Source organism: Nocardioides humi, from assembly GCF_006494775.1.
Classification (GTDB): domain Bacteria; phylum Actinomycetota; class Actinomycetes; order Propionibacteriales; family Nocardioidaceae; genus Nocardioides; species Nocardioides humi.
In genome coordinates this window covers 4772586-4793019 of the sequence record NZ_CP041146.1, presented here as the reverse complement: position 1 = coordinate 4793019, position 20434 = coordinate 4772586, and the positions used below count along the sequence as shown (strand labels likewise).

The 20434-nt window shown below is 72.2% G+C and carries 18 protein-coding genes; 11 read left to right on the top strand and 7 right to left on the bottom strand.

From position 1 onward, the window contains the following. Positions 1 to 26: 26 nt before the first annotated feature. Together FIV44_RS23150 and lpdA are read right to left on the bottom strand one after the other, a co-directional pair. Positions 27 to 749 carry a hypothetical protein gene (locus FIV44_RS23150; RefSeq protein ID WP_141006502.1) on the bottom strand — a complete coding sequence of 241 codons (723 nt, stop codon included), beginning with the start codon at positions 747 to 749 and terminating at the stop codon, positions 27 to 29. A 74-nt stretch (positions 750 to 823) separates the two neighbouring features. Continuing rightward, entirely contained in the window at positions 824 to 2224 is a 1401-nt protein-coding gene (gene lpdA / locus FIV44_RS23145) for a dihydrolipoyl dehydrogenase (RefSeq protein ID WP_141006501.1), read from the bottom strand. 202 nt (positions 2225 to 2426) lie between these two features. Here lpdA and FIV44_RS23140 point away from each other — a divergent pair, with 202 nt between their 5' ends. From FIV44_RS23140 to FIV44_RS23095, 10 genes are all read left to right on the top strand, one after another. Continuing rightward, positions 2427 to 2822, top strand: a complete 396-nt coding sequence (locus tag FIV44_RS23140) for a hypothetical protein (RefSeq protein WP_141006500.1) — start codon at positions 2427 to 2429, stop codon at positions 2820 to 2822. After that, complete coding sequence (locus tag FIV44_RS23135) at positions 2771 to 4195, top strand: flavin-containing monooxygenase (protein WP_141006499.1); 1425 nt, start codon at positions 2771 to 2773, stop codon at positions 4193 to 4195. The genes FIV44_RS23140 and FIV44_RS23135 overlap by 52 nt, the downstream gene beginning before the upstream one ends. Positions 4196 to 4295: 100 nt before the next feature. Continuing rightward, positions 4296 to 5447, top strand: a complete 1152-nt coding sequence (locus FIV44_RS23130; RefSeq protein WP_141006498.1) for an ABC transporter substrate-binding protein — start codon at positions 4296 to 4298, stop codon at positions 5445 to 5447. An 87-nt stretch (positions 5448 to 5534) separates the two neighbouring features. Beyond that, the gene (locus tag FIV44_RS23125; protein WP_141006497.1) at positions 5535 to 6314 is read left to right on the top strand and encodes an ATP-binding cassette domain-containing protein; all 780 of its coding nucleotides are present in this window, start codon (positions 5535 to 5537) and stop codon (positions 6312 to 6314) included. After that, positions 6311 to 7525: a sugar ABC transporter permease gene (locus FIV44_RS23120; protein ID WP_141006496.1), complete on the top strand. Its 1215-nt coding sequence runs from the start codon at positions 6311 to 6313 to the stop codon at positions 7523 to 7525. The genes FIV44_RS23125 and FIV44_RS23120 overlap by 4 nt, the downstream gene beginning before the upstream one ends. A gap of 44 nt (positions 7526 to 7569) precedes the next feature. Further along, positions 7570 to 10173 carry an acetoacetate--CoA ligase gene (locus FIV44_RS23115; protein ID WP_219996147.1) on the top strand — a complete coding sequence of 868 codons (2604 nt, stop codon included), beginning with the start codon at positions 7570 to 7572 and terminating at the stop codon, positions 10171 to 10173. Between the two features lie 51 nt (positions 10174 to 10224). Next, a complete protein-coding gene (locus tag FIV44_RS23110) occupies positions 10225 to 11058 on the top strand; it encodes a mycofactocin-coupled SDR family oxidoreductase (RefSeq protein ID WP_141006494.1) in 834 nt (277 codons plus the stop codon). Between the two features lie 129 nt (positions 11059 to 11187). Next, on the top strand, positions 11188 to 12378 hold the full coding sequence (locus tag FIV44_RS23105; protein ID WP_141006493.1) for a S8 family peptidase: 1191 nt from the start codon (positions 11188 to 11190) through the stop codon (positions 12376 to 12378). Positions 12379 to 12423: 45 nt separating this feature from the next. After that, positions 12424 to 12876, top strand: coding sequence for a gamma-glutamylcyclotransferase family protein (locus tag FIV44_RS23100; protein ID WP_141006492.1), 453 nt, complete (start codon positions 12424 to 12426; stop codon positions 12874 to 12876). 25 nt (positions 12877 to 12901) lie between these two features. Then, complete coding sequence (locus FIV44_RS23095; protein ID WP_141006491.1) at positions 12902 to 13735, top strand: purine-nucleoside phosphorylase; 834 nt, start codon at positions 12902 to 12904, stop codon at positions 13733 to 13735. Positions 13736 to 13753: 18 nt separating this feature from the next. Here FIV44_RS23095 and FIV44_RS23090 read toward each other — a convergent pair whose 3' ends face one another. After that, a complete protein-coding gene (locus FIV44_RS23090) occupies positions 13754 to 14569 on the bottom strand; it encodes an ABC transporter permease (protein WP_141006490.1) in 816 nt (271 codons plus the stop codon). Beyond that, positions 14566 to 15543, bottom strand: coding sequence for an ABC transporter ATP-binding protein (locus FIV44_RS23085; RefSeq protein ID WP_141006489.1), 978 nt, complete (start codon positions 15541 to 15543; stop codon positions 14566 to 14568). Before FIV44_RS23085 ends, FIV44_RS23090 begins: the two co-directional genes overlap by 4 nt. 97 nt (positions 15544 to 15640) lie before the next feature. Between FIV44_RS23085 and FIV44_RS23080 the strand changes: the two genes are divergently transcribed. Further along, positions 15641 to 16606, top strand: a complete 966-nt coding sequence (locus FIV44_RS23080; protein ID WP_219996146.1) for a helix-turn-helix transcriptional regulator — start codon at positions 15641 to 15643, stop codon at positions 16604 to 16606. Here the strand turns inward: FIV44_RS23080 and FIV44_RS23075 are convergent. The 3 genes from FIV44_RS23075 to FIV44_RS30810 are packed head-to-tail and all read right to left on the bottom strand — an operon-like array spanning position 16587 to position 20307. Continuing rightward, positions 16587 to 17741 carry a hypothetical protein gene (locus tag FIV44_RS23075; protein ID WP_141006488.1) on the bottom strand — a complete coding sequence of 385 codons (1155 nt, stop codon included), beginning with the start codon at positions 17739 to 17741 and terminating at the stop codon, positions 16587 to 16589. The two genes, FIV44_RS23080 and FIV44_RS23075, sit on opposite strands and share 20 nt — an antisense overlap. Further along, entirely contained in the window at positions 17732 to 20086 is a 2355-nt protein-coding gene (locus FIV44_RS23070) for an HtaA domain-containing protein (RefSeq protein ID WP_181410777.1), read from the bottom strand. Before FIV44_RS23070 ends, FIV44_RS23075 begins: the two co-directional genes overlap by 10 nt. Then, positions 20083 to 20307, bottom strand: a complete 225-nt coding sequence (locus FIV44_RS30810; protein WP_181410776.1) for an HtaA domain-containing protein — start codon at positions 20305 to 20307, stop codon at positions 20083 to 20085. The genes FIV44_RS23070 and FIV44_RS30810 overlap by 4 nt, the downstream gene beginning before the upstream one ends. Positions 20308 to 20434: the final 127 nt, after the last annotated feature.

Sequence of the window (20434 nt, the reverse complement as noted above, 5' to 3'; positions counted from 1 at the left end):
GCCCACGACGATTCGCGCCGACCGCCTCAGGAGAGGTAGGCGTCCAGCGCCGCCGCGACCACTCGGTCCGGGCTGGTCCCGTGGGTCGCCGCCCAGGCGAGGACCCGCTGCTGCTGGTCGGCGGTGAGCCCCACGGAGCCGCCGGGCGGCTCCGTGACCCGGGTCCGCACCCGCCCGAAGGCGCCCAGCGCGATCAGCACCACGCTCCCGAGGACGTCGAGGATCGCCAGCACGCCGAAGGCCCGCCAGTAGCCCCCGCCGGGGTCGGTCTCCAGCAGGATCGGCCCGATCGCCATCGCCGCGACGATCGCGGCGACGAGGCCGGTCGCCGCGAGCAGGCCGCCGAGCGGGCCGGCGGCGCGGCCGGGCCGGAGGACCAGCGCGATCAGCAGGGAGAGCTGGGCGGCGGTCGCGGCCAGGATCGCGCCGACGCCGAAGGACTTCCACAGCAGCTCGTCGACGGCCGAGTCCCACCCGAAGTCTCCCCAGGTGAGCGTCACCGCGGCGGCGGTCGCCACGATCGAGGCGAGTCCCCCGGCGGCGGCCAGCGGCGCCCAGCGGTGTCCCGCCAGGGAGAGCAGGCACAGGGCGACGGTGGACTCGACGCCCACGATGACGGTGGTGAGCAGCACCTTCGCCCCGGTGTCCCCGAAGTCGCCGGGGCCGAGCAGGGCGATGATCCCGAGCAGCGCGGCGACGGAGAACGAGGCGATGACGACGGTGACGACGATCCGGCGGAGATCCTTCATGGCCGAAGGATGGCGTAGGGGGACCCACGCGCGCGTGAGTCCCCCTACTCAGGAGCTGGGGCCGAAGGTCCCGCTCAGAGGTTGATCATGTGCCCGGCGATCCCGTGGATCGCCTCCTTGACGGCCTCCGACAGGGTCGGGTGGGCGAACACGTTGCGGCCGACCTCGTCGGCGGTGAGGTCCCACTTCTGCGCGAGGGTCAGCGCGGGCAGCAGCTCGGTGACGTCGGGGCCGATCATGTGGGCGCCGAGGATCTCGTTGTACTCCGCGTCGGCGACGATCTTGACGAAGCCCACGGCCTCGCCCAGGCCCTGCGCCTTGCCGTTGGCCGAGAAGGGGAACGAGGCCGTCTTGACGTCGTACCCCTTGTCCTTGGCCTGCTGCTCGCTGTAGCCGAAGGAGCCGATCTGCGGCTGGCAGTACGTCGCGCGCGGGACGAAGTCGTACTCGACCGGCATGGTCTCGGCGCCGGCGAGGGTCTCGGCGGCGACGATGCCCTGGCCCTCGGCGACGTGGGCGAGCATCAGCTTGCCGGTGCAGTCGCCGATGGCGTAGACGCCGTCGACGTTGGTGCGGCAGAAGTCGTCGATCTCGATCGCGCCGCGGTCGGTGAGCTTCACGCCGGCGGCGTCGAGGCCGTAGCCGTCGACGCGGGGGGCGAAGCCGAAGGCGGCGAGGAACTTGTCGGCCTCGAGCACCTGCTCGTCGCCACCGGCAGCCGGAGCCACGCGCACGCGTACGCCGGAGCCGGTGTCCTCGACGCCCTTGACGGCGGTCGAGGTCAGCACCTTCACGCCGAGCTTCTTGTAGTGCTTGGCGAGCTCCTTGGACACGTCGGCGTCCTCGGTCGGGACCATGCGGTCGAGGAACTCCACGATGGTGACGTCGACGCCGAAGTTCTTCAGCACGTAGGCGAACTCGACGCCGATCGCGCCCGAGCCGCCGATGATGATCGAGCCGGGGACGCTCTCGTCGAGGATCTGCTCCTCGTAGGTCACGATGTTCTTGCCGTTGGGCTCCACGCCCGGCACGCTGCGGACGGTCGCGCCGGTGGCGATGATCAGGTTGTCGCAGGTGTACTCGGCGACCGACCCGTCGTTGAGCGCGACCGAGACGGTCTTCGGGCCGGTCAGGGTGCCCCAGCCGTCGACCTCGGTGATCTTGTTCTTCTTCATCAGGTAGTGGACGCCCTTGACGATGCCGGCGCTCACCTGGCGGGAGCGCTGGTGGGTCGGGCCGAAGGCCATCGTCGCGTCGCCCTCGATGCCGAACTTGGCCTTCTCGTGGGTCAGCGTGTGCGCCAGCTCGGCGTTCTTGAGCAGCGCCTTGGAGGGGATGCAGCCGACGTTGAGACAGACGCCGCCCCAGTACTTCTTCTCGATCACGGCAACGGACTTGCCGAGCTGGGCGGCGCGGATCGCGGCGACGTACCCACCGGGGCCGGCACCGAGGACGAGGACATCGAAGTGGGTCACGAAGCCAGCGTAGTAGGGCGGCTGCGCCGGCCCGCAGCGCGTTCGGAACCGGACATCCCTACTCGCCGGTACGGCGCCGACGGGTGCTCTCCGCGTCGCGAGGCCCTTCCCCTCACGGTGTGACGTGTGCAACACTCCTCTCCGACCGAGCGATCGCTCGGTCGGACGATCTGGGCCGCGCGGCCCGCAAGGAGGGACTCACGTGAGGGTGGACACCGACTCGTCTCCTGACGAGGTGAAGGCGGCGTTCGCGGCCTGGCTCGCCGACTTCGCGGACGCGATGGCGGCGGCGGACGCCGCCGCGACCACGAACCTGCTGGACGGGGACTGCTGGTGGCGCGACCTCCTCGCGCTCAGCTGGGACCTCGGGACCTACCACGGCACGGACCGGATCGCCGGGCTCCTCGACGAGCACCTGCAGCAGGCGAAGGTGTCCGACGTCCGGATCGTCACCGAGTTCGGTCCGCGCTTCGTGGCCGAGGAGGGGGCGGCGGCACGATCGAGGGCTTCTTCACCTTCGAGACGCCCGGCGCCTGGTGCCGGGGCGTGGCCCGCATCCGGCAGGGCGAGGACGGCTGGCGCGCCTGGACGGTCATGACCGGGGTCGAGGACCTCAAGGGCCACGAGCGGGCCCTCGGCAGCCGCCGGCCCACCGGCCCGCGGCACGAGGTCGGCGCCACCACGCAGCGCAACTGGAAGGACAAGCGCGAGCACGCGCGGGCCTACACCGACCGCGAGCCGGAGGTCGTCGTCCTCGGCGCCGGCCAGGGCGGCCTCGCCCTCGCGGCGAACCTGCGCCTGATGGGCGTCGACGCGCTCATCCTGGAGAGGAGCGAGCGGGTCGGCGACGGCTGGCGCCGTCGGTACCACTCGCTGGTGCTGCACGACCCGGTCTGGGCCGACCACCTGCCCTATCTCCCGTTCCCGCAGTCGTGGCCGATCTACTCCCCCAAGGACAAGATCGCCGACTGGTTCGAGTTCTACGCCCAGGCGATGGAGCTCGACGTCTGGTGCTCGGCCGAGATGACCGCCGCGGCGTACGACGAGCAGGCCGGCGCGTGGGCGCTCACGGTGCAGACCGGGGAGGGCGAGCGGACGCTGCGCCCGCGCCACGTCGTCCTCGCGACGGGGGCGGCCGGCGAGCCCCACGTCCCCGACCTCCCCGGACGCGACGGCTTCGCGGGCACGGTCTACCACTCCAGCGAGCACGGCGCCGGCGGCAGCTGGGCCGGCCGGAAGGCCGTCGTCGTCGGCGCCTGCAACAGCGGCCACGACATCGCCCAGGACCTGTACGAGGCGGGCGCCGAGGTCACCCTGGTGCAGCGCTCCTCGACCCACATCATCAGCCAGGAGCACGGCATCCCCGCGATCTTCGGGGCCAACTTCACCGAGTCCGGGCCGCCGACCGAGTACGCCGACCTCCTGGCCAGCGCCTACCCCTGGCCGCTCGTGCTCGAGGACGCCAAGGAGGGCGTGAAGCGCACCGCCGAGAAGGACGCCGCGCTGCTGGCCTCGCTCGAGGCGGTGGGCTTCCGGCTCAACGACGGACCCGACGGCACCGGGCTGATGGGCTTCGCGCTCGCCAAGGGCGGCGGCTACTACATCGACGTCGGCGCGTCCGGCCTGATCGCCGAGGGCCGGATCGGGCTCGCCCAGGGCTCGGGGCTCGCGGAGTTCACCGCGACGGGCATCCGGCTCGAGGACGGCCGCGAGCTCGACGCCGACCTCGTCGTGCTGGCGACCGGCTACTCGAACATGCGCGAGACCGCGCGCCGCCTGTTCGGCGACGCCGTGGCCGAGCGGCTCCCCCTGGTCCTCGGCATCGGCGAGGACGGCGAGATCGGCGGGCTGTACCGCCGTACCGGCCATCCGGGCTTCTGGTACATGGGCGGCCCTCTGGCCTGGGTGCGGGTGTACGCCAAGCACCTCGCCCTCCAGATCACCGCCGACCTGCACGACGTGCGCTCCTGACCGCTCGGTCCGGCGCATCCCATGAGTCGACTCGGGGGCTCTGGGCGAAAGCGACATCCCTGCCACCCGGCCGGGGTCCGTCCCCTCGAAGGAGAAGAAGATGCAAGGCAGTAGAAAGGCCCGGGCCAGGGTCGGCCTCGTCGCGATCGTGGCCGGGCTCAGCCTGGTGACGGCCGCATGTGGCGGCGACGACGGCGGCTCGTCCGGGAACGGCTCGTCCTCGGGCAAGAAGCTCGTGTACTTCATGGCGCCCAACACCACCCCGACCCGCTACATCCAGCAGGACGGCCCGGACTTCGAGAAGGCCATGAAGGCGCTCGACCCCGACGTCGAGGTGAAGTTCGTCAACGGCGGCGGCGACTCCGCCACCCAGCTGTCGCAGGCCAACTCCGCGATCGCGGCCGGGGCCAAGGCCCTCGTCGTGGTGGCCGCGGACCCCAACACGAGCGCCGGCCTGCTCCAGGCGGCCGCGGCGGCCGAGGTCCCCGTGATCGGCTACGAGAACCCGCCGCTCAACGGACCGATGTACGCCCAGGTCATCTTCGACCCCTACAAGGTCGGCATCCAGCAGGCCGAGTACTTCAAGAGCCGGGTCGAGGCCGGCGCCTTCGGCAGCGGCCCCGTCGACCTCGCCCGCCAGTACGGCAACAAGGGCGACGTCTACACGACCGAGATGCTCCGCGGGCAGGACGAGATCCTCCAGCCGCTCATCGACGACGGCACCCTGAACGTCGTCTGCGAGGACTACATCAAGGACTGGGCGCCCGACAACGCCCAGAAGGCCGCCGAGCAGTGCCTGACGAAGACGCAGAGCGACCTCGACGCCTTCCTCGGCTTCTACGACGGCAACGCCTCCGGGATCATCGCCGCGCTCAAGGGCCAGAAGGTCGAGATCCCCGTGTACGGCGGCCAGAATCCCGAGCTCACCGGGCTGCAGTACATGCTGACCGGCGACCAGGAGGACACCGTCCTCAAGGCCTTCTCCGTCGAGGCCGAGGCGGCCGCGAAGATCACGCTGGCCGCGATCAACGGGGAGGATCCGCCGGCGGACCTGGTCCAGGACCAGGTGAACAACGGCACGGACGACATCCCGACCGCCAAGCTGGACACCACGCTGATCCACCTCGAGGACGGCAAGGACCCGGGCGAGATCGTGCAGCAGGCGGTCGACCTCGGCATCTTCACCTGGGAGCAGATCTGCGACGGCGGCCCCGCCGAGAGCACGCCCACCTGCCAGGCGAAGGCCGGCTGACCCCGACCGTCCACGTCCGGGGTGCGGCCGCTGTCCGTCGGACCGGCGGCCGCACCCCACCCAGCCCCACTCACGGAGGGAATTCCCATGCCTGACGCAGGCGAGCTCCTGCTCGAGCTCAGCCAGGTCTCGAAGCACTTCGGCGGAGTGCGTGCGCTCCACGAGGTCGACCTCGAGCTCCGCCGCGGAGAGGTCGTCGCCCTCGTGGGCGACAACGGAGCCGGCAAGTCCACGCTCATCAAGGTCATCTCGGGGGTGGAGCACCCCGACTCGGGTGCGATCCGGGTGCGCGGCGAGGCGGTCCGTCTCGAGACGCCGCGGGCGGCGCAGAGCGCGGGGATCCATACCGTCCACCAGGACCTGTCGCTGTGCGACAACCTCGACGCGGTCCGCAACCTCTTCCTCGGCCAGGAGATCACCGGAGGTCTCCTGCGCGGGCGCCCCGTGAGCCGCCACCGCATGGAGGTGGAGGCCCGCAAGGTGCTCGACAGCCTGGCGGTGAGGCTCCGCTCCCTCACCACGCCCGTGGGCGGCCTGTCCGGCGGGCAGCGGCAGGGCATCGCGATCTGCCGGGCGCTGATCTCGGACCCGAGCCTGGTGCTGCTCGACGAGCCGACCGCCGCCCTGGGCGTCTCGCAGCGCGCCGAGGTGCTCGACCTGATCCTGCGTCTGAAGTCCCAGGACCGCGGCGTCCTGGTGATCTCGCACGATCTCAAGGACGTCCAGGAGGTCGCCGACCGCGTCGTCGTCATGCGGCTGGGCTGCAAGGTCGCCGAGTTCGAGCGCGGCGACTACACGTCCGGCGACCTGATCGCCGCCATCACCGGGGCCCACGAGGTCCCGCTCACCGCCGAGGGCGTCCGATGAGCACCCAGCAGGTCCGGAGCGTCCCGCCGATCGCCCCGAACGAGCCGGACACCCCCCTGCTCTCGCGCGTCGTCGAGGGACTGAGCGGCAGGTACCGCAGCATCCCGGTGCTGCTGGTCCTCGGGCTGATCTGGCTGTACTTCTACTCCCAGAACTCGGCCTTCCTCACCTCCGGGAACATCACCACCCTGACGCTGCAGATCGTGACGACCGCGATCCTGGCGCTGGGCGTCGTCTTCGTGCTGCTGGTCGGCGAGATCGACCTGTCCTCCGCGATGCTCTCCGGCGTCTGCGCCACGGTCACCGCCCAGCTCGCGATCAAGAGCGAGTGGCCGCTGTGGCTGGCCATCCTCGGCGGAGTCGCCGTCGGCGTGCTCTTCGTCCTGGCCGAGGTGCTCGCGGTCATCTTCGGCGTGCCGTCGCTGATCGTGACCCTCGGTGGCATGGTCATCCTGCAGGGCCTCCTGCTGGTCGTGCTGCCGCCCGAGTTCGCCATCAACGTGGCCGGCACCGACTACGCCCGGATCTCGTCCACCTACCTCCCGTCGGGCTGGAGCCTGGCCCTCGGGGCGGCCGGCTGGCTGATCTTCTGCGCGACCCGCTATCTCGGTCACCGCGAGCGCGGTGCCGACGCGACGTCCTCCGCGGTGCTGGTCGTCGGCGTGCCCGCGGTCGTCAGTGGCGTGGTCATCTTCGGCGCGATCGCGATCCTGAGCGAGGGGCCCGGTCTCCCGCTGCCCGTGCTGATCCTGGTCGGGATGCTGCTGATCGCGGCGTACTTCACCGGGCGGACCCGCTACGGGACGCATCTGTACGCCGTCGGCGGCAACCGGGAGGCCGCGCAGCGGGCGGGCATTCCCGTGTCCCGCATGGTGATCTACTCCTTCCTCGTCCTCGGCGTGTGCGCTGCGGTGGCCGGCATGGTCGAGGCGTCGCGACTGCTCGCCGTCTCCAACTCGTCCGGTGGCGGGCCGCTGATGCTCAACGCGATCGCAGCGGCGGTGGTGGGGGGCGTGAGCCTCTTCGGCGGCCGCGGAACCGTGTGGGCCGCGCTGCTCGGCGCCCTCGTGATCGGGTCGATCAACAACGGCGTCCAGCTCCTGGGCATGTCCACCGAAGTGCAGAGCTTCGCGACCGGCGGGGTCCTTATCCTTGCTGTTGCGATCGACGTCGTGATCACCCGCGGGTCACTGCTGCCGAACCGCCGATGACCAGCGCACGAGCAGATGTGGCAATGGAGAGGGGATGCGCAACCGTGACTGTCGAGGCGGCCTGGCTGCCCACAGACGCCCAGATCGACAGCTCTCGGGTGGTCGACTTCGCTCGCTGGCTCGGCACGGAGGGCATCGTCGACCTGAGCGACCCGCGTGACTTCCGCGAGCTGCAGGCCTGGTCGGCCGCCGAGCCTGCGCTCTTCTGGGAGGCGGTCGCCCACTACTTCGGGGTCGACTTCGCCACCGAGGCCACCGAGGTGCTCTCGTCCTCCGAGATGCCGGGGGCCCGCTGGTTCCAGGGCGCCACGCTGAACTTCGCGCGGGAGATGCTCAAGCACGGCGCCGCCGAGCGCGAGGCCGTCATCCTGGTCCGCGACGACGGCCACCGCGAGTCGATCACGTTCGGCCAGCTCCGCGACCAGGTCGCCGCGGTCGCCGGGGCGCTCGCGGACCGCGGGATCGGGCAGGGCGACCGGGTCGTCGCCTACCTGCCGAACTGCATCGAGGGCGTCGTCGCCTTCCTCGCCTCCGCGACGCTGGGCGCCGTCTGGTCGCAGACGGGGATGGACTACGCGCCGACGGCCGCGATGGACCGTCTCGGCCAGCTCGACCCGACGGTCTTCATCGCCGGCACGGGCTACCTGTTCAAGGGCGAGCAGCAGGACCGCCGCGAGGCCGTGGCGGAGCTGCGGGTGCTGCTGCCCGTCGACGCGCTCGTCGTCTCGGTCGAGACCGGCGGCGTCGACCGGGACGACACCACCCCGTGCGACGTCACCTGGGAGCAGCTCCAGCGGTTCAGCAAGCCGGTCACGGCGCCGGTCGACGTCCCGTTCGACCACCCGCTGTGGGTCCTCTTCACCTCCGGCACCACCGGCCGCCCGAAGGGCATCGTGCACGGGCACGGCGGCGCGCTCCTCGAGCAGCTGGTCTCCCCCGGCTTCCACATGGGCGTCGACGAGGCGGACGTCTTCTTCTGGTTCACCACGCCCAACTGGATGATGTGGAACGCCCAGATCTGCGGTCTCCTCCACGGGGCGACCATCGTGCTGTTCGACGGCAGCCCGACCCATCCCGACACCGGCCTGCTGTGGCGCGTCGCCCAGGACCTCGGCGTCACCGTGTTCGGCACCAGCCCCGGCTACCTCCAGGCCTGCGCGCGCGACGGGCTCGAGCCGGGCCGCGAGCTCGACCTGTCCGCGCTCGAGCTGATCGGCGTGACCGGCTCGGTGCTCCCGGCCAGCAGCAACCGCTGGGTTCGCGACCACGTGCGCAGCGACCTCCAGGTCGGCTCGATGAGCGGTGGCACCGACATCGTCGGCATCTTCGTCGCCAGCGCCCCCAACCTCCCGGTGTACGACGGCGAGATCAGCGGTACGGCGCTGGGCGTCGCGCTCGAGGTGTGGGACGAGCGGGGCAACCGCCTGCCGGCGGGCCAGACCGGCGAGATGGTCATCACCCGGCCGATGCCGTCGATGCCGATCGCGTTCTGGGACGACCCCGAGGGCGAGCGCTACCGCGACGCGTACTTCGACGTCTTCCCTGGCGTGTGGCGCCACGGCGACGCGATCACGATCACCGAGCGCGGCACGATCGTGATCCACGGCCGCACCGACTCCACGCTGAACCGCAACGGCGTACGGCTGGGGAGCGCCGAGATCTACGAGGCGCTGGAGTCGCTGCCCGAGGTGCTCGACAGCCTGGTCGTCGGGGTCGAGCTCGCCGAGGGCGGCTACTGGATGCCGCTGTTCGTCGTGACCGACGGCGGCAGGGACGACGCCGCGCTGCGCACGCGTATCGTTGAGACGATCGCGGGCCGGACCTCCCGCCGTCACGTCCCGGACGAGATCATCGTCGCCCCCGCGCTTCCCCGCACCCGCACCGGCAAGCGCCTCGAGGTGCCGGTCAAGCGGATGCTCCAGGGCACCTCGCCGCGACGGGTCACGAGCACGGGAGCCGTCGACGACGTCGATGCCCTCCAGTGGCTCATCGACTTCGCCCGCAAGCGCAACGGCGACTCCGCCACCGCCACGACGGTGCTGCCGACCGACACCTACGAGGACTGGCGGATCTACCACGAGCAGGACCTGCCACGGGTCCTCGCCGCGGCGCTCGACGTGTTCGCCGAGAAGGGCTACCACGGCACCACGACCCGCCAGCTCGCCGATCGCTCCGGCCTGTCGGTGCCGGGCATCTACCACCACTACAAGTCGAAGCAGGACATCCTCTTCGACCTGATGATGGTCATCGTCGACGAGCTGGTCGAGCGCAGCCGCTTCGCGGTGGCCCAGGCCGACGACGACCCGCGCGCGCAGTTCGACGCCCTCGTGTCCAGCATGCTGCTGTTCCACGTCTACCGCCGCAAGGGCGCGATCGTGTCGACCAGCGAGCTGCGCAGCCTCGAGTCCGGCAACCGGCGCAAGTACCTCGACCGGCGCGACGAGCTGCAGGCGCTGCTCGACCAGATCATCGAGCGCGGCGTCGAGGACGGCGTCTTCCGCACCCCCTACCCGGGGGACGCGGGGCGCGCGATCGCGTCGATGTGCGCCGGCGTGGCGACCTGGTACCGCCCCGACGCGCCGCTCAGCTTCGACCCGCTGCTCGACCGCTACCTCTCGATCGCCGAGGCGATCGTCGGGCTCCGCTGAGGCCGAGCCGCCGCCCCACCGCGCCATCGATCACCCGCAGGAGGAACGACCATGGGCCGTGTCGCTCAGAGGATCGCGCTCATCACCGGCGCAGGTCGCGGCCAGGGCCGGGCCCATGCGGTCCGGCTGGCCGAGGAGGGCGCGTCGATCATCGCCTTCGACATCTGCGCCCCGGTGGCCTCGGTGAGCTACGCCATGGCGACGCCGGAGGACCTCGAGGAGACCTGCGCGCTGGTGCGGGCCGCGGGCGGCCGGGCCCATGCGGCCCAGGTCGACGTCCGCGACTTCGACCGGCTCGAGCGGGAGCTGGCGGCCGGCATCGACGCGCTGGGCGGGCTCGACATCGTCGTGGCCAACGCCGGCATCGCCAGCTACGCGCCCGGGCACGAGATCTCCGAGGCCGCCTGGCAGGAGATGATCGACATCAACCTCACCGGCACGTGGCACACCATCAAGGCGGCGGTCCCGCATCTCGTTGCGGGCGGGCGGGGCGGCTCGATCGTGCTGACCAGCTCGGCCGCCGGTCTCCAGGGCACGCCGAACCTCGCCCACTACGTCGCGGCGAAGCACGGCGTGACCGGCCTGATGCGGACCTTCGCGAACGAGCTGGCGCCGTACTGGATCCGCGTCAACAGCGTGCATCCCACACAGGTCGACACCCCGATGATCATGAACGACGAGATCTTCCGGATGTTCCGGCCCGACCTGGAGGCGCCCGGGCGCGACGACATCGTCGACGTGTCCGTCGCGACCAACGCCCTGCCGGTCCCCTGGGTCGAGTCACGCGACGTCGCCCATGCGGTCCTCTTCCTCGCCTCGGACGAGGCGCGCTACATCACCGGAGTGGCGCTTCCCGTCGACGCGGGGATCCTGGCGAAGGTCTAGGGCACGGGGCTCGGCGACCTCAGGTCGGACCGGGTGCTTGTGCCCGGCGTCACACTCAGGGCAGAGTTCAGCTACTCATCGGTACGGCGACATGGGGTCGCCGCCCACGCAGAGGAAGTTGCTCCCTTCATGTCTCGGATTCTCGGATTCATCGCGTCCTGCGCGCTCGCCCTCGTCGGGCTCGCGCACGTCCCGCTCCCCCAGGCCCACGCGGAGGCGCAGGCCGCCCCGGCCGGCCTCCTCGACGTCGTCGTCACGCTCGTGCCGAGCGCGGACGCCGACGCCACCGCGAACGCCCTCGTCACCCGCCAGGGCGGCCAGGTCACCCACGTCTACGAGCACGCGCTCAACGGCTTCGCCGCGACCCTGACCGACGCGCTCCTCTCGCTGCTGCGCGGTGACAGCCGGGTGCTCGCGGTCGAGCTGGACCGCACGGTCCGCGCCAGCGACACCCAGACCCCGGCCCCCAGCTGGGGCCAGGACCGGGTCGACCAGCGCAACCTGCCGCTCGACAACTCCTACTCGTGGACGAGCACCGGCTCCGGGGTCGACGCGTACGTCGTCGACACCGGCATCCAGCTCGACCACGCCGACTTCGGCGGCCGGGCCGTGTCCGGCACCGACACCGTCGACGACGACGCCGACGCCTCCGACTGCAACGGCCACGGCACCCACGTCGCCGGGACCATCGGCGGCACCAGCAAGGGCCTGGCCAAGCAGGCCCGCCTGATCGCCGTACGAGTGCTCGACTGCAAGGGATCCGGCTCGACGTCCGGCGTGATCGCGGGCCTGGACTGGGTCGTCGCCCACCACCAGGCCGGCCGCCCGGCCGTCGCCAACATGAGTCTCGGCGGCGGCGGATCCGCCGCGCTGGACAACGCGGTCAAGCGGGTCATCGCCGACGGCGTCACGATGGCCGTCGCGGCCGGCAACGAGAACGCCGACTCGTGCGGCACCTCGCCGGCCCGGGTGCCCGAGGCGCTGACGGTCGCAGCCAGCGACCGCAACGACGCGCGGGCGAGCTTCTCCAACCGCGGCACCTGCGTCGACCTGTTCGCACCGGGCGTCGACATCACCTCGGACTGGCTCAACGGCGGGACGAGCACGATCAGCGGTACGTCGATGGCGTCCCCGCACGTCACCGGCGCCGCGGCGCTCTACCTCTCCGCGCACCCGGCCGCCACGCCCGCCCAGGTCGGCACCGCGATCCTCGGCGCCACCACCAAGGGCAAGGTCACCGGCACGGAGAAGACCTGCGTGCTGCTGATCATCTGCTCCCCCGCCACCCCCAACAACCACCTGCTGTACACCGGAGCCTGACCGCCGGGCGGCGTACGACTCCACGCAGTCATCTAGCCTGAGCCCGTGACGTCGTACGCCGCCTACGGCACCAACCTCGATCCCCAGCGGATGGGCGAGCGGTGCCCCCACTCGCCGCTGCAGACCACCGGCTGGCTCTCCGGCTGGCGGCTGACCTTCGGCGGCGAGGAGCACGGCTGGGACGGCGCGCTGGCGACGATCGTCCAGGACCCGTTCGAGCAGGTCTTCGTCGCCGTGTACGACGTCAGCCCGCTCGACGAGCCGAACCTGGACCAGTGGGAGTCGGCCGACTCGGGGCTGTACCGCAGGACCAAGGTGCGGATCTCGACGATGGCCGGCGAGGTCGTGGCGTGGACCTACGTGCTCGACGCCTACGAGGGCGGGCTGCCGTCGGCGTCGTACCTCGGCGTGATCGCGGACGCGGCGGAGGCCGCGGACGCACCGGCCGACTACGTCGCCGGGCTGCGCACCCGCGCCTGCCGCTCGACGGGGCTGTAGGCATCGCGGGCAGTAGGCTCGCGCCGTGACCGAGTCCCCCACGCCGTACGCCCTGGCCGAAGAGGCCGCCGCCCGCCTCGCCGAGCTCACCGGGGTGGCCCGGCACGACGTCGCCCTCGTGCTCGGCTCCGGCTGGCTCCCGGCCGCCGACGCGCTCGACGGCGCCGGTGGCGCGAACACGACCGAGCTCGAGGTGACCTCGCTGCCCGGCTTCGCGGCGTCGGCCGTGCAGGGCCACTCGGGCAGGATCCGCTCGATCCGGATCCCCGGCGCCGACGGCGCGCCCGACCGGCACCTGCTGGTCTTCCTCAGCCGCACCCACTACTACGAGGGCCGGGGCGTCGCCGCGGTCGTCCACGGCGTGCGTACGGCGGCCGCGGCGGGCTGCCGCGCGATCGTGCTGACCAACGGCTGCGGCGGGCTGAAGGAGTCCTGGACGCCCGGCACGCCCGTGCTGATCAGCGACCACATCAACCTCACCGGCCAGTCGCCCATCGTCGGCGCGAACTTCGTCGACCTCACCGACCTCTACTCCTCGCGGCTGCGCGAGCTGTGCCGCTCGGTCGAGCCGAGCCTCGACGAGGGCGTCTACGTCCAGTTCACCGGGCCTCACTACGAGACGCCGGCCGAGGTGCGGATGGCCGGGATCCTCGGCGGCCACCTGGTCGGCATGAGCACCACCCTCGAGGCGATCGCGGCGCGTGAGGCCGGGATGGAGATCCTCGGCATCAGCCTGGTCACCAACCTGGCCGCCGGGCTGAGCGGCGAGCCGCTCGACCACGCCGAGGTGCTCGAGGCCGGCCGCCTCGCCGCGACCCGGATGGGTGCGCTGCTCGGCGACATCGTGCCGCGCATCTGACGGCCGGCGATCCGCACCTCAGCTCGCGCGGTTCATCCTCCGCACGCCGACCCACAGCCCGAGCGCGGCGACGACGAGCGATGCGGCCAGCCCGGCGAGCACGGTGTCGGCCGGGTAGCTGCCGGCGAACAGGGCGCGCTCGGCATCGACGATGTAGCGGAGCGGGTTGAGGTCGGAGGCCGTCCGCAGCCAGCCGGGGGCGCCGTCGAGCGGGAGCAGCACGCCGGCGAGCAGCAGCAGCGGGAAGATCACGGTCTGCTGGACGGTCCAGAACACCCAGGCCTGCTCCTTGGCGGCGACCGCGAGGGCGAGGCTGAGGGCGCCGAGGCCGACGCTGAACGGGACCAGCACCAGGATCCCCACCACGACGCCGAGCAGGTGCAGATCGAAGCCGAAGGGCGTCACGGCGGCCACGATGATGACGGTCTGGAGCAGCAGCGGCACCATCTCGCGCAGCGCCTTGCCGATCATCAGCGACGAGCGGCGCACCGGTGAGACGAGCAGTCGCTCGAAGGAGCCGCTGATGATCTCCTCCGACAGGTTGGCGCCGGTGAAGGACGCGCTCATCAGGGCGGTCATCGACACGATGCCGGGCACGAACCACTGCAGCGCGGAGCCGTCGCCGGCGTCCGGCAGCAGCGGCGCGAACAGGCCGAGGAAGACCAGCGGCTGCACCATGGCGAAGAGCACCGACGCGGGCTGCCGGAGCACCGGCTGGAGCTCGCGGACGAGCACGTTCCAGACGTCGGCGACCACGCCGACGGGCCGCGAGGCGACGGAGGTACGGCGAGCGGCGGTCGCTGCTGCCGGGGTGAGGTCGATCTCGATGGTCATGCTGCTGCTCCTTCGGTGCCGGCGGTGGACTGGTTCTCGCGCAGGCTGCGCCCGGTGAGGTCGAGGAAGACGTCGTCGAGGGTCGGGCCGACCACCTCGATCCGGGTGACCGGCGTGCCGGCGGCGGCGAGGTCGGCGACCAGCGCCGGGGCCGCGTCGCGACCGAAGGCCGCACGGACGGCGACGTGTGCGCCGCTCACGGTGACCTGGGCGCCGTCGACCCGGTCCGCGCGCTCGGCCGCCGCCCGCGCCGCGTCGGCGGAGGCGAAGTCCATCGCGACCAGGTCGCCGAGCGCGGACTTCAGCGCGGACGCGGTGTCGTCGGCGATGACCTGCCCGTGGTCGATCACGATCACCCGGCCGGCGAGGGCGTCGGCCTCCTCGAGGTAGTGGGTGGTGAGCACGATGGTGGTGCCGAGCTCGGCGTTGAGCCGGCGGACCTGCTCCTGCAGGTTGACGCGGTTCTGCGGATCGAGGCCGGTCGACGGCTCGTCGAGGAAGAGGATCGGCGGCTCCTGGACCAGGCCGATCGCCACGTCCAGCCGGCGCCGCTGGCCGCCGGAGAGCTGCGCGACCGGGCGGTCGGCGTGCTCGGTGAGGTCGAAGGCCTCCAGCAGCTCGTCGGTACGACGCCGCGCGTCGCGCCGCGACAGCCCGTGCGCCCGCGCCTGGCACATCACCTCGTCGCGGCCGCGGAATTGGTGGCCCGCGGCGTTGCCCTGGCCGACGTACCCGATCGAGCGGCGGACGGCGGCCCGGTCCGCGACCACGTCGTGCCCCGCGACCGACGCGGTCCCGGCCGTCGGCGCGATCAGGGTCGTGAGCATCCGCAGCGTCGTGGACTTGCCGGCGCCGTTGGGTCCGAGGAAGGCGACCAGCTCGCCGGCCGCCACCTCCAGGTCGAGTCCGCGGACGGCCTCGATCGTCTGCTTGTTGCGCGTGAAGTGGCGGGTGAGTCCGGCGGTGCGGATCACCGGCCCGCTTGCGTGGGGGTGGTGTTCGTCTCCATGACCACCACGTTAGGGAGCATTCCGGTCAGTTTCTGTCCTGATTTGGACCTAGTCTGAGGACATGAGCACGAGCGCCCGGATGCTGCGCCTCCTCTCCCTCCTGCAGACCCACCGGTTCTGGACCGGCGGCGAGCTCGCCGGCCGCCTCGAGGTCAGCGAGCGCACCCTGCGCCGCGACGTCGAGCGCCTCCGCGAGCTCGGGTACGACGTCGACGCGGTCCGCGGCGCCGCGGGCGGCTACCAGCTGCGCGCGGGCGGGGCGATGGCGCCGCTGCTGCTCGACGACGACGAGGCGGTGGCCGTCGCCGTCGGCCTGCGGGCGGCCGCCAACGGCGGCGCCCCCGGCTTCGAGGACACCACGCTGCAGGCGCTGACGAAGGTGATCGCGCTGATGCCGCCGCGGCTGCGGCGGCGGATGGGCGCGCTGCAGACCCAGACCGAGGGCCTGTCCTGGGCCGGCGGCCCGGTGCTCGACCCCACCGCGCTGACCACGCTCGCCCAGGCGTGCCGCGACGGCGAGGTGGTCACCTTCGCCTACACGGCCTACGACGGCACGAGCACCACGCGCCGGGTCGAGCCGCACCGGCTGGTCAACCTCGGCCGGCGCTGGTACCTCGCGGCCTACGACCGCGAGCGCCGGGACTGGCGCTCGTTCCGGGTGGACCGGGTCGCCGGCGTACCGGAGACGACCGGGCAGCGGTTCCGGCCGCGGGAGATCCCCGGCGGGGACGCGGCCCGGTACGTCAGCCGCGGCCTGCGCGACCGGCCGCAGCGCCACCAGGTGCGGATCGTCGTCGAGGCGCCGGCCGCCGAGGTCGCGGCCGTGATCGGCCGCTGGGGCACGGTCGAGCCGGTGGGCGAGGGAGCGTGCCGGATGACGATGAACACCGACAGCCTGGACTGGCCGGTCCTGGTGCTCGCCCACCTCGACCGCGACTACACCGTGGAGGAGCCGGCCGAGCTCGGTGAGCTGATCGGCCGGCTCTCCCGCCGTGCGACGAGCGAGACTAGCGCTTCCGCTTCCTGACCTTGACCACCACGACGTCGCTCGTCGCGGCCTCGGTCGTGGCGCTGGGCCGCACCGCTGCGATGAGGAAGTGCCGGCCGGGCCCGAGCCGGCGGACGACCGCCTTGCCCAGCTTGACCTTGACCACTCCGCCCGAGGCCACCGTCACCCGCTTGACCCCGAGCACCCGGCTGCCCTCGCGGACCACCACCTGACCCGAGTACGACGCGACGCCGGCGGGCAGCGTCACGGTGACCCTGGCCTTGACCTTCTTCCCGACCCGGACCTTCCTCTTGACCTTCAGGTCCACGACCGGAGCGGCCTTCGCGGCCGCGGGCTCGTCGTCGTCGACCGGAGGCTCCGGCTCCCCGCCGCCCTCGACGGGCTCGGCATCGGTGAAGTCCACCGTGAACGGCGCCGGCGGCTTCTTCGCGTCCGCCGCGCCGCCCGAGGAGTACCAGTACGACGACAGGCCGGTCGCGAAGTGGAAGTCCACGAACCCCTGCGGCCAGGCGCCCCACCCCGGGTTCACCCGGTTCTGCGGCGTGAACCCGTCAGGGACGTCGGCCTCGACCCCGGCGTAGTCGGGATCGATCCTCACCACGCCGGCCGGGTCGACCTCGACCCCGCCGAAGGTGGCGATGGTGACGTCCTCGACCTCGTCCAGCGGCGAGCGCTGCTCCGGGCTCTCCATGGTCGAGCCGTAGCCGTCCACGTCGGCGGTCAGCGTCCCCGTCCCGTCGGGATCGACCGTCAGCACCGGGTCGGACAGCCAGAACGGCACCAGCCCGTCGTAGAAGTTCACGCTCCACGTGCCGCTCCACTCCACCGTCGCCGAGCCGTCGGCCGCGACCTCGGCCGCGCCGCCGGAGAGCCGGACCAGCTGGGTGACGCCGCCGCCGACCTGCGCCGCCCGCGTGGCGTACGACGCCGCGGACTCGCTCCCGCCGCCGGTGACGTGGACGACCTCCACCTCGCCCTCGGACTGCCGGTACGTGGCCTCGTCGCCGTCGGAGATCCCGGCGGAGAGGTAGTTCGACGACCCGAACGGCGGCGCCGCCTGCAGCTCCTCCGACCCCGACCACTCCAGCACGACCCCGTCCAGCGACAGCCCCTCGGCCGGGACCGACAGCCTCGGGCCGACCGTCAGCCGCACGGCGGCGCCGTGGTGATCCCGAGGTCGTTCCTCAGCTTCGCCCGGAAGACCGAGCCCGACTGGTCCACATTGGTGTCGACCACGGTCAGCACGGACCGGCCGCCCTCGGTGGCGACCACGAAGTTCTCGTCGTCCTCCGCGATGTCGGTCCAGTAGCCACCGACCCGCCGCTGCCAGGTGACGGTGTGCTCCGGGCTGGCGATCGAGTCGACCAGGAGCTGGGCGTCGCTGCCCTCGGTCACCGACACGTTCCGCGCGTCCAGCGTGAAGCGCGGCGGATAGGTCACCGCCAACGACGCCTCGTCGGAGACGACGGTGCCTGCCGCATTGCTCACCCGGAGCCGGTACGCCGATCCGGCGGTCTCCGGGGAGGCCGTCACCTCGAGGGTGGCCGAGGTGGCGCCCGCGACGTCGGTGAACGTGGCGGCCCCCGCCGCCCGCACCTGCCACTGCAGGTCGCTGCCGTACTCGTCCGCGATGCCGGCGTCCACCGCCGCCGTGAACGTCACCGGCCGGGTCGCCTGGTCCCGCCCCAGCTCGACCGCCACCGAATCCGGCTGCGTGGTCACCTTCGGCGTGACCCCCAGGAGCTCGAGCCGGAGCCAGCCGTTCGGCTGCCCGGGCGCGTCGAAGTCGGTCATCGGCACCACGACCGACCCGTCGGGCAAGGCGTGGATCTGGTTGTGGCCGAACTGGTAGTCGGCGAACTTGCGGATCTTGAAGCCGGTCACGTCGGTCGTGCCGTCGTAGTAGTGCAGGTACTCGCCGTCGCTGTCGCCCTCGTCGGCGACCCAGAGGCCTCCGAGCACCGGCGCATAGGCGACCGAGCCGCCGATCGACGAGAGCTCGTAGGGCGGATAGACGTCCGTGCCGACCACCGTCGCGCCCGTGACCGCCGCACCGGCGCCGTCGAGGCCCACCCAGGCGATGTCGTCCAGGGAGCCGCCGTTGCCGTGCAGGACGGCCCGGCCGTCGGGCAGCGAGCGGACCGCCGTGTAGCCGCTGTAGTAGAAGCCCCCGAAGTACGGCCGCAGCACGGTGTCGGCGATCTCGGCCACCGTCGCCGCCCCGTCGGCGCCGAATCGCAGGTGCAGGGCGCCCATGTAGTGGGCGCTCCCGCTGTCGTCGTACCTGATCTCGGGCGACTCGCCGGTGGCGATCACGTAGGAGCCGTCGCCGAGCACGGCGAGGTTCTCCGCGTAGTCGTTGATGGTCGAGACGGGGCTCTCGATGGGCTCGGTCGCGTCGCCCCACTCCCCTCCGCTGTCGGGCATCCGGAACGGCGTCGCCGCCCGCGTCCAGCCGCTGCCGTCGCGGGTGAACCGGTACAGGTCGTCGCTGGTGTGGATGTCGGGGCGCTGGGCGCTGGGGATCGCCTGGGCGACGAGCAGCTCCTCGGCGACCGGGTTCCAGGTCAACGCGCTGACGAAGACCTGGTGGACGCTCTTCGTCCCGTCGGACTGGGACGTGACCTGGCTGTCCCGGAGCCGGCCGACCGTGCCCTCGGTGAAGTCCGTGCCGTCGAAGGTGAGGCTGTGGACCACGTTCTCCACGCCACGGCCCGAGGCGTCTCCCTCGACCGGCTCGCCGCCGTTCGCGGTGAGGAAGAACAGCGTGTCGGTGGCCGGGTCGATCGCGAACCGGTACAGGCGGTCGCCGGCCGGCGAGGCTCGGTAGGTGAAGGGGTGGCCGACCGGCGTCATGGTCGCGGCGTCCAGGGCCCGGACCGTGACCTCCGCGGCGCCGTCGAGGCGCGTGAAGGCGAAGAGCGTGGCGCCGTCACCCGAGACGAGCAGCCGGCGGAGCTCGTCGCCCGTGCCCTTGTAGCCCAGGGAGTACGCCGCGGCCGGCTCGAGCGCCGGCACCCCCGGTGCGTCGAAGTGCTCGGTCAGGTCGGGCAGGCCGCCGGGGCCCTCGTAGTCGATCGCGATGTCGTCGAGGACGGTGCCCTCGCCGTAGACGCTCAGGCCCGGCCCGGCCACGGTCTGGACGCCCGCCAGGGAGGTGGTGGGCGGCCCGAAGGTGCTGGTGCCGGTCGCGATGTCCAGCCTGGCGAGCACCACGTCGACGTCCTCGTACAGCTCGCCGCCCGGGTCCTCGCGGAGGTAGCCGGTGTGCGTGCCGCGGAGCACCTGCTCCTCGGGGGAGATGACCAGCCGCAGGTCGCTGAACCTGGTGTCGAGACCCCACTTGCCGGCCACCGGGTAGTCGAAGTACCCGCGGAAGTGCACATAGCCGCCGAGGTCGAGGGTGGTGGTGTCGGTGTCGGCGTCGAACTCGCCGGACTCCACCGGGAAGCGCCAGGCCTCGGGGAGCCCGCTCGGCGTGGCGGAGGCGACGGTCACGCCGCCGCCCGCGCAGGAGCCGCCCCCGTCGTCTCGTTGCAGGGCCCGACATAGCTGCGCCAGGACTGCTTGATGCCCCAGGTCACCGAGCCTTCGGTGACCTGGGTCGGCGCCGCGTGCGCGACGGGCGCCGGCGCCGTGGCGACCAGCAGGCCGGAGAGGAGCAGGGCGAGTGCCAGCGCGGGCGACCACAGCCGGGCGGGACGGGACGGACGAGACATGAGCGACGGCTTTCTGGACGACGAGGAGCGGGCGGCCCGGTGGGGCGGCCGGGCAGGACCGGCCGCCCGGGAGGGATCAGGCGGTCACTGGAAGGTGATCGCGTAGGTGCCGACGGTGGTCTTCATG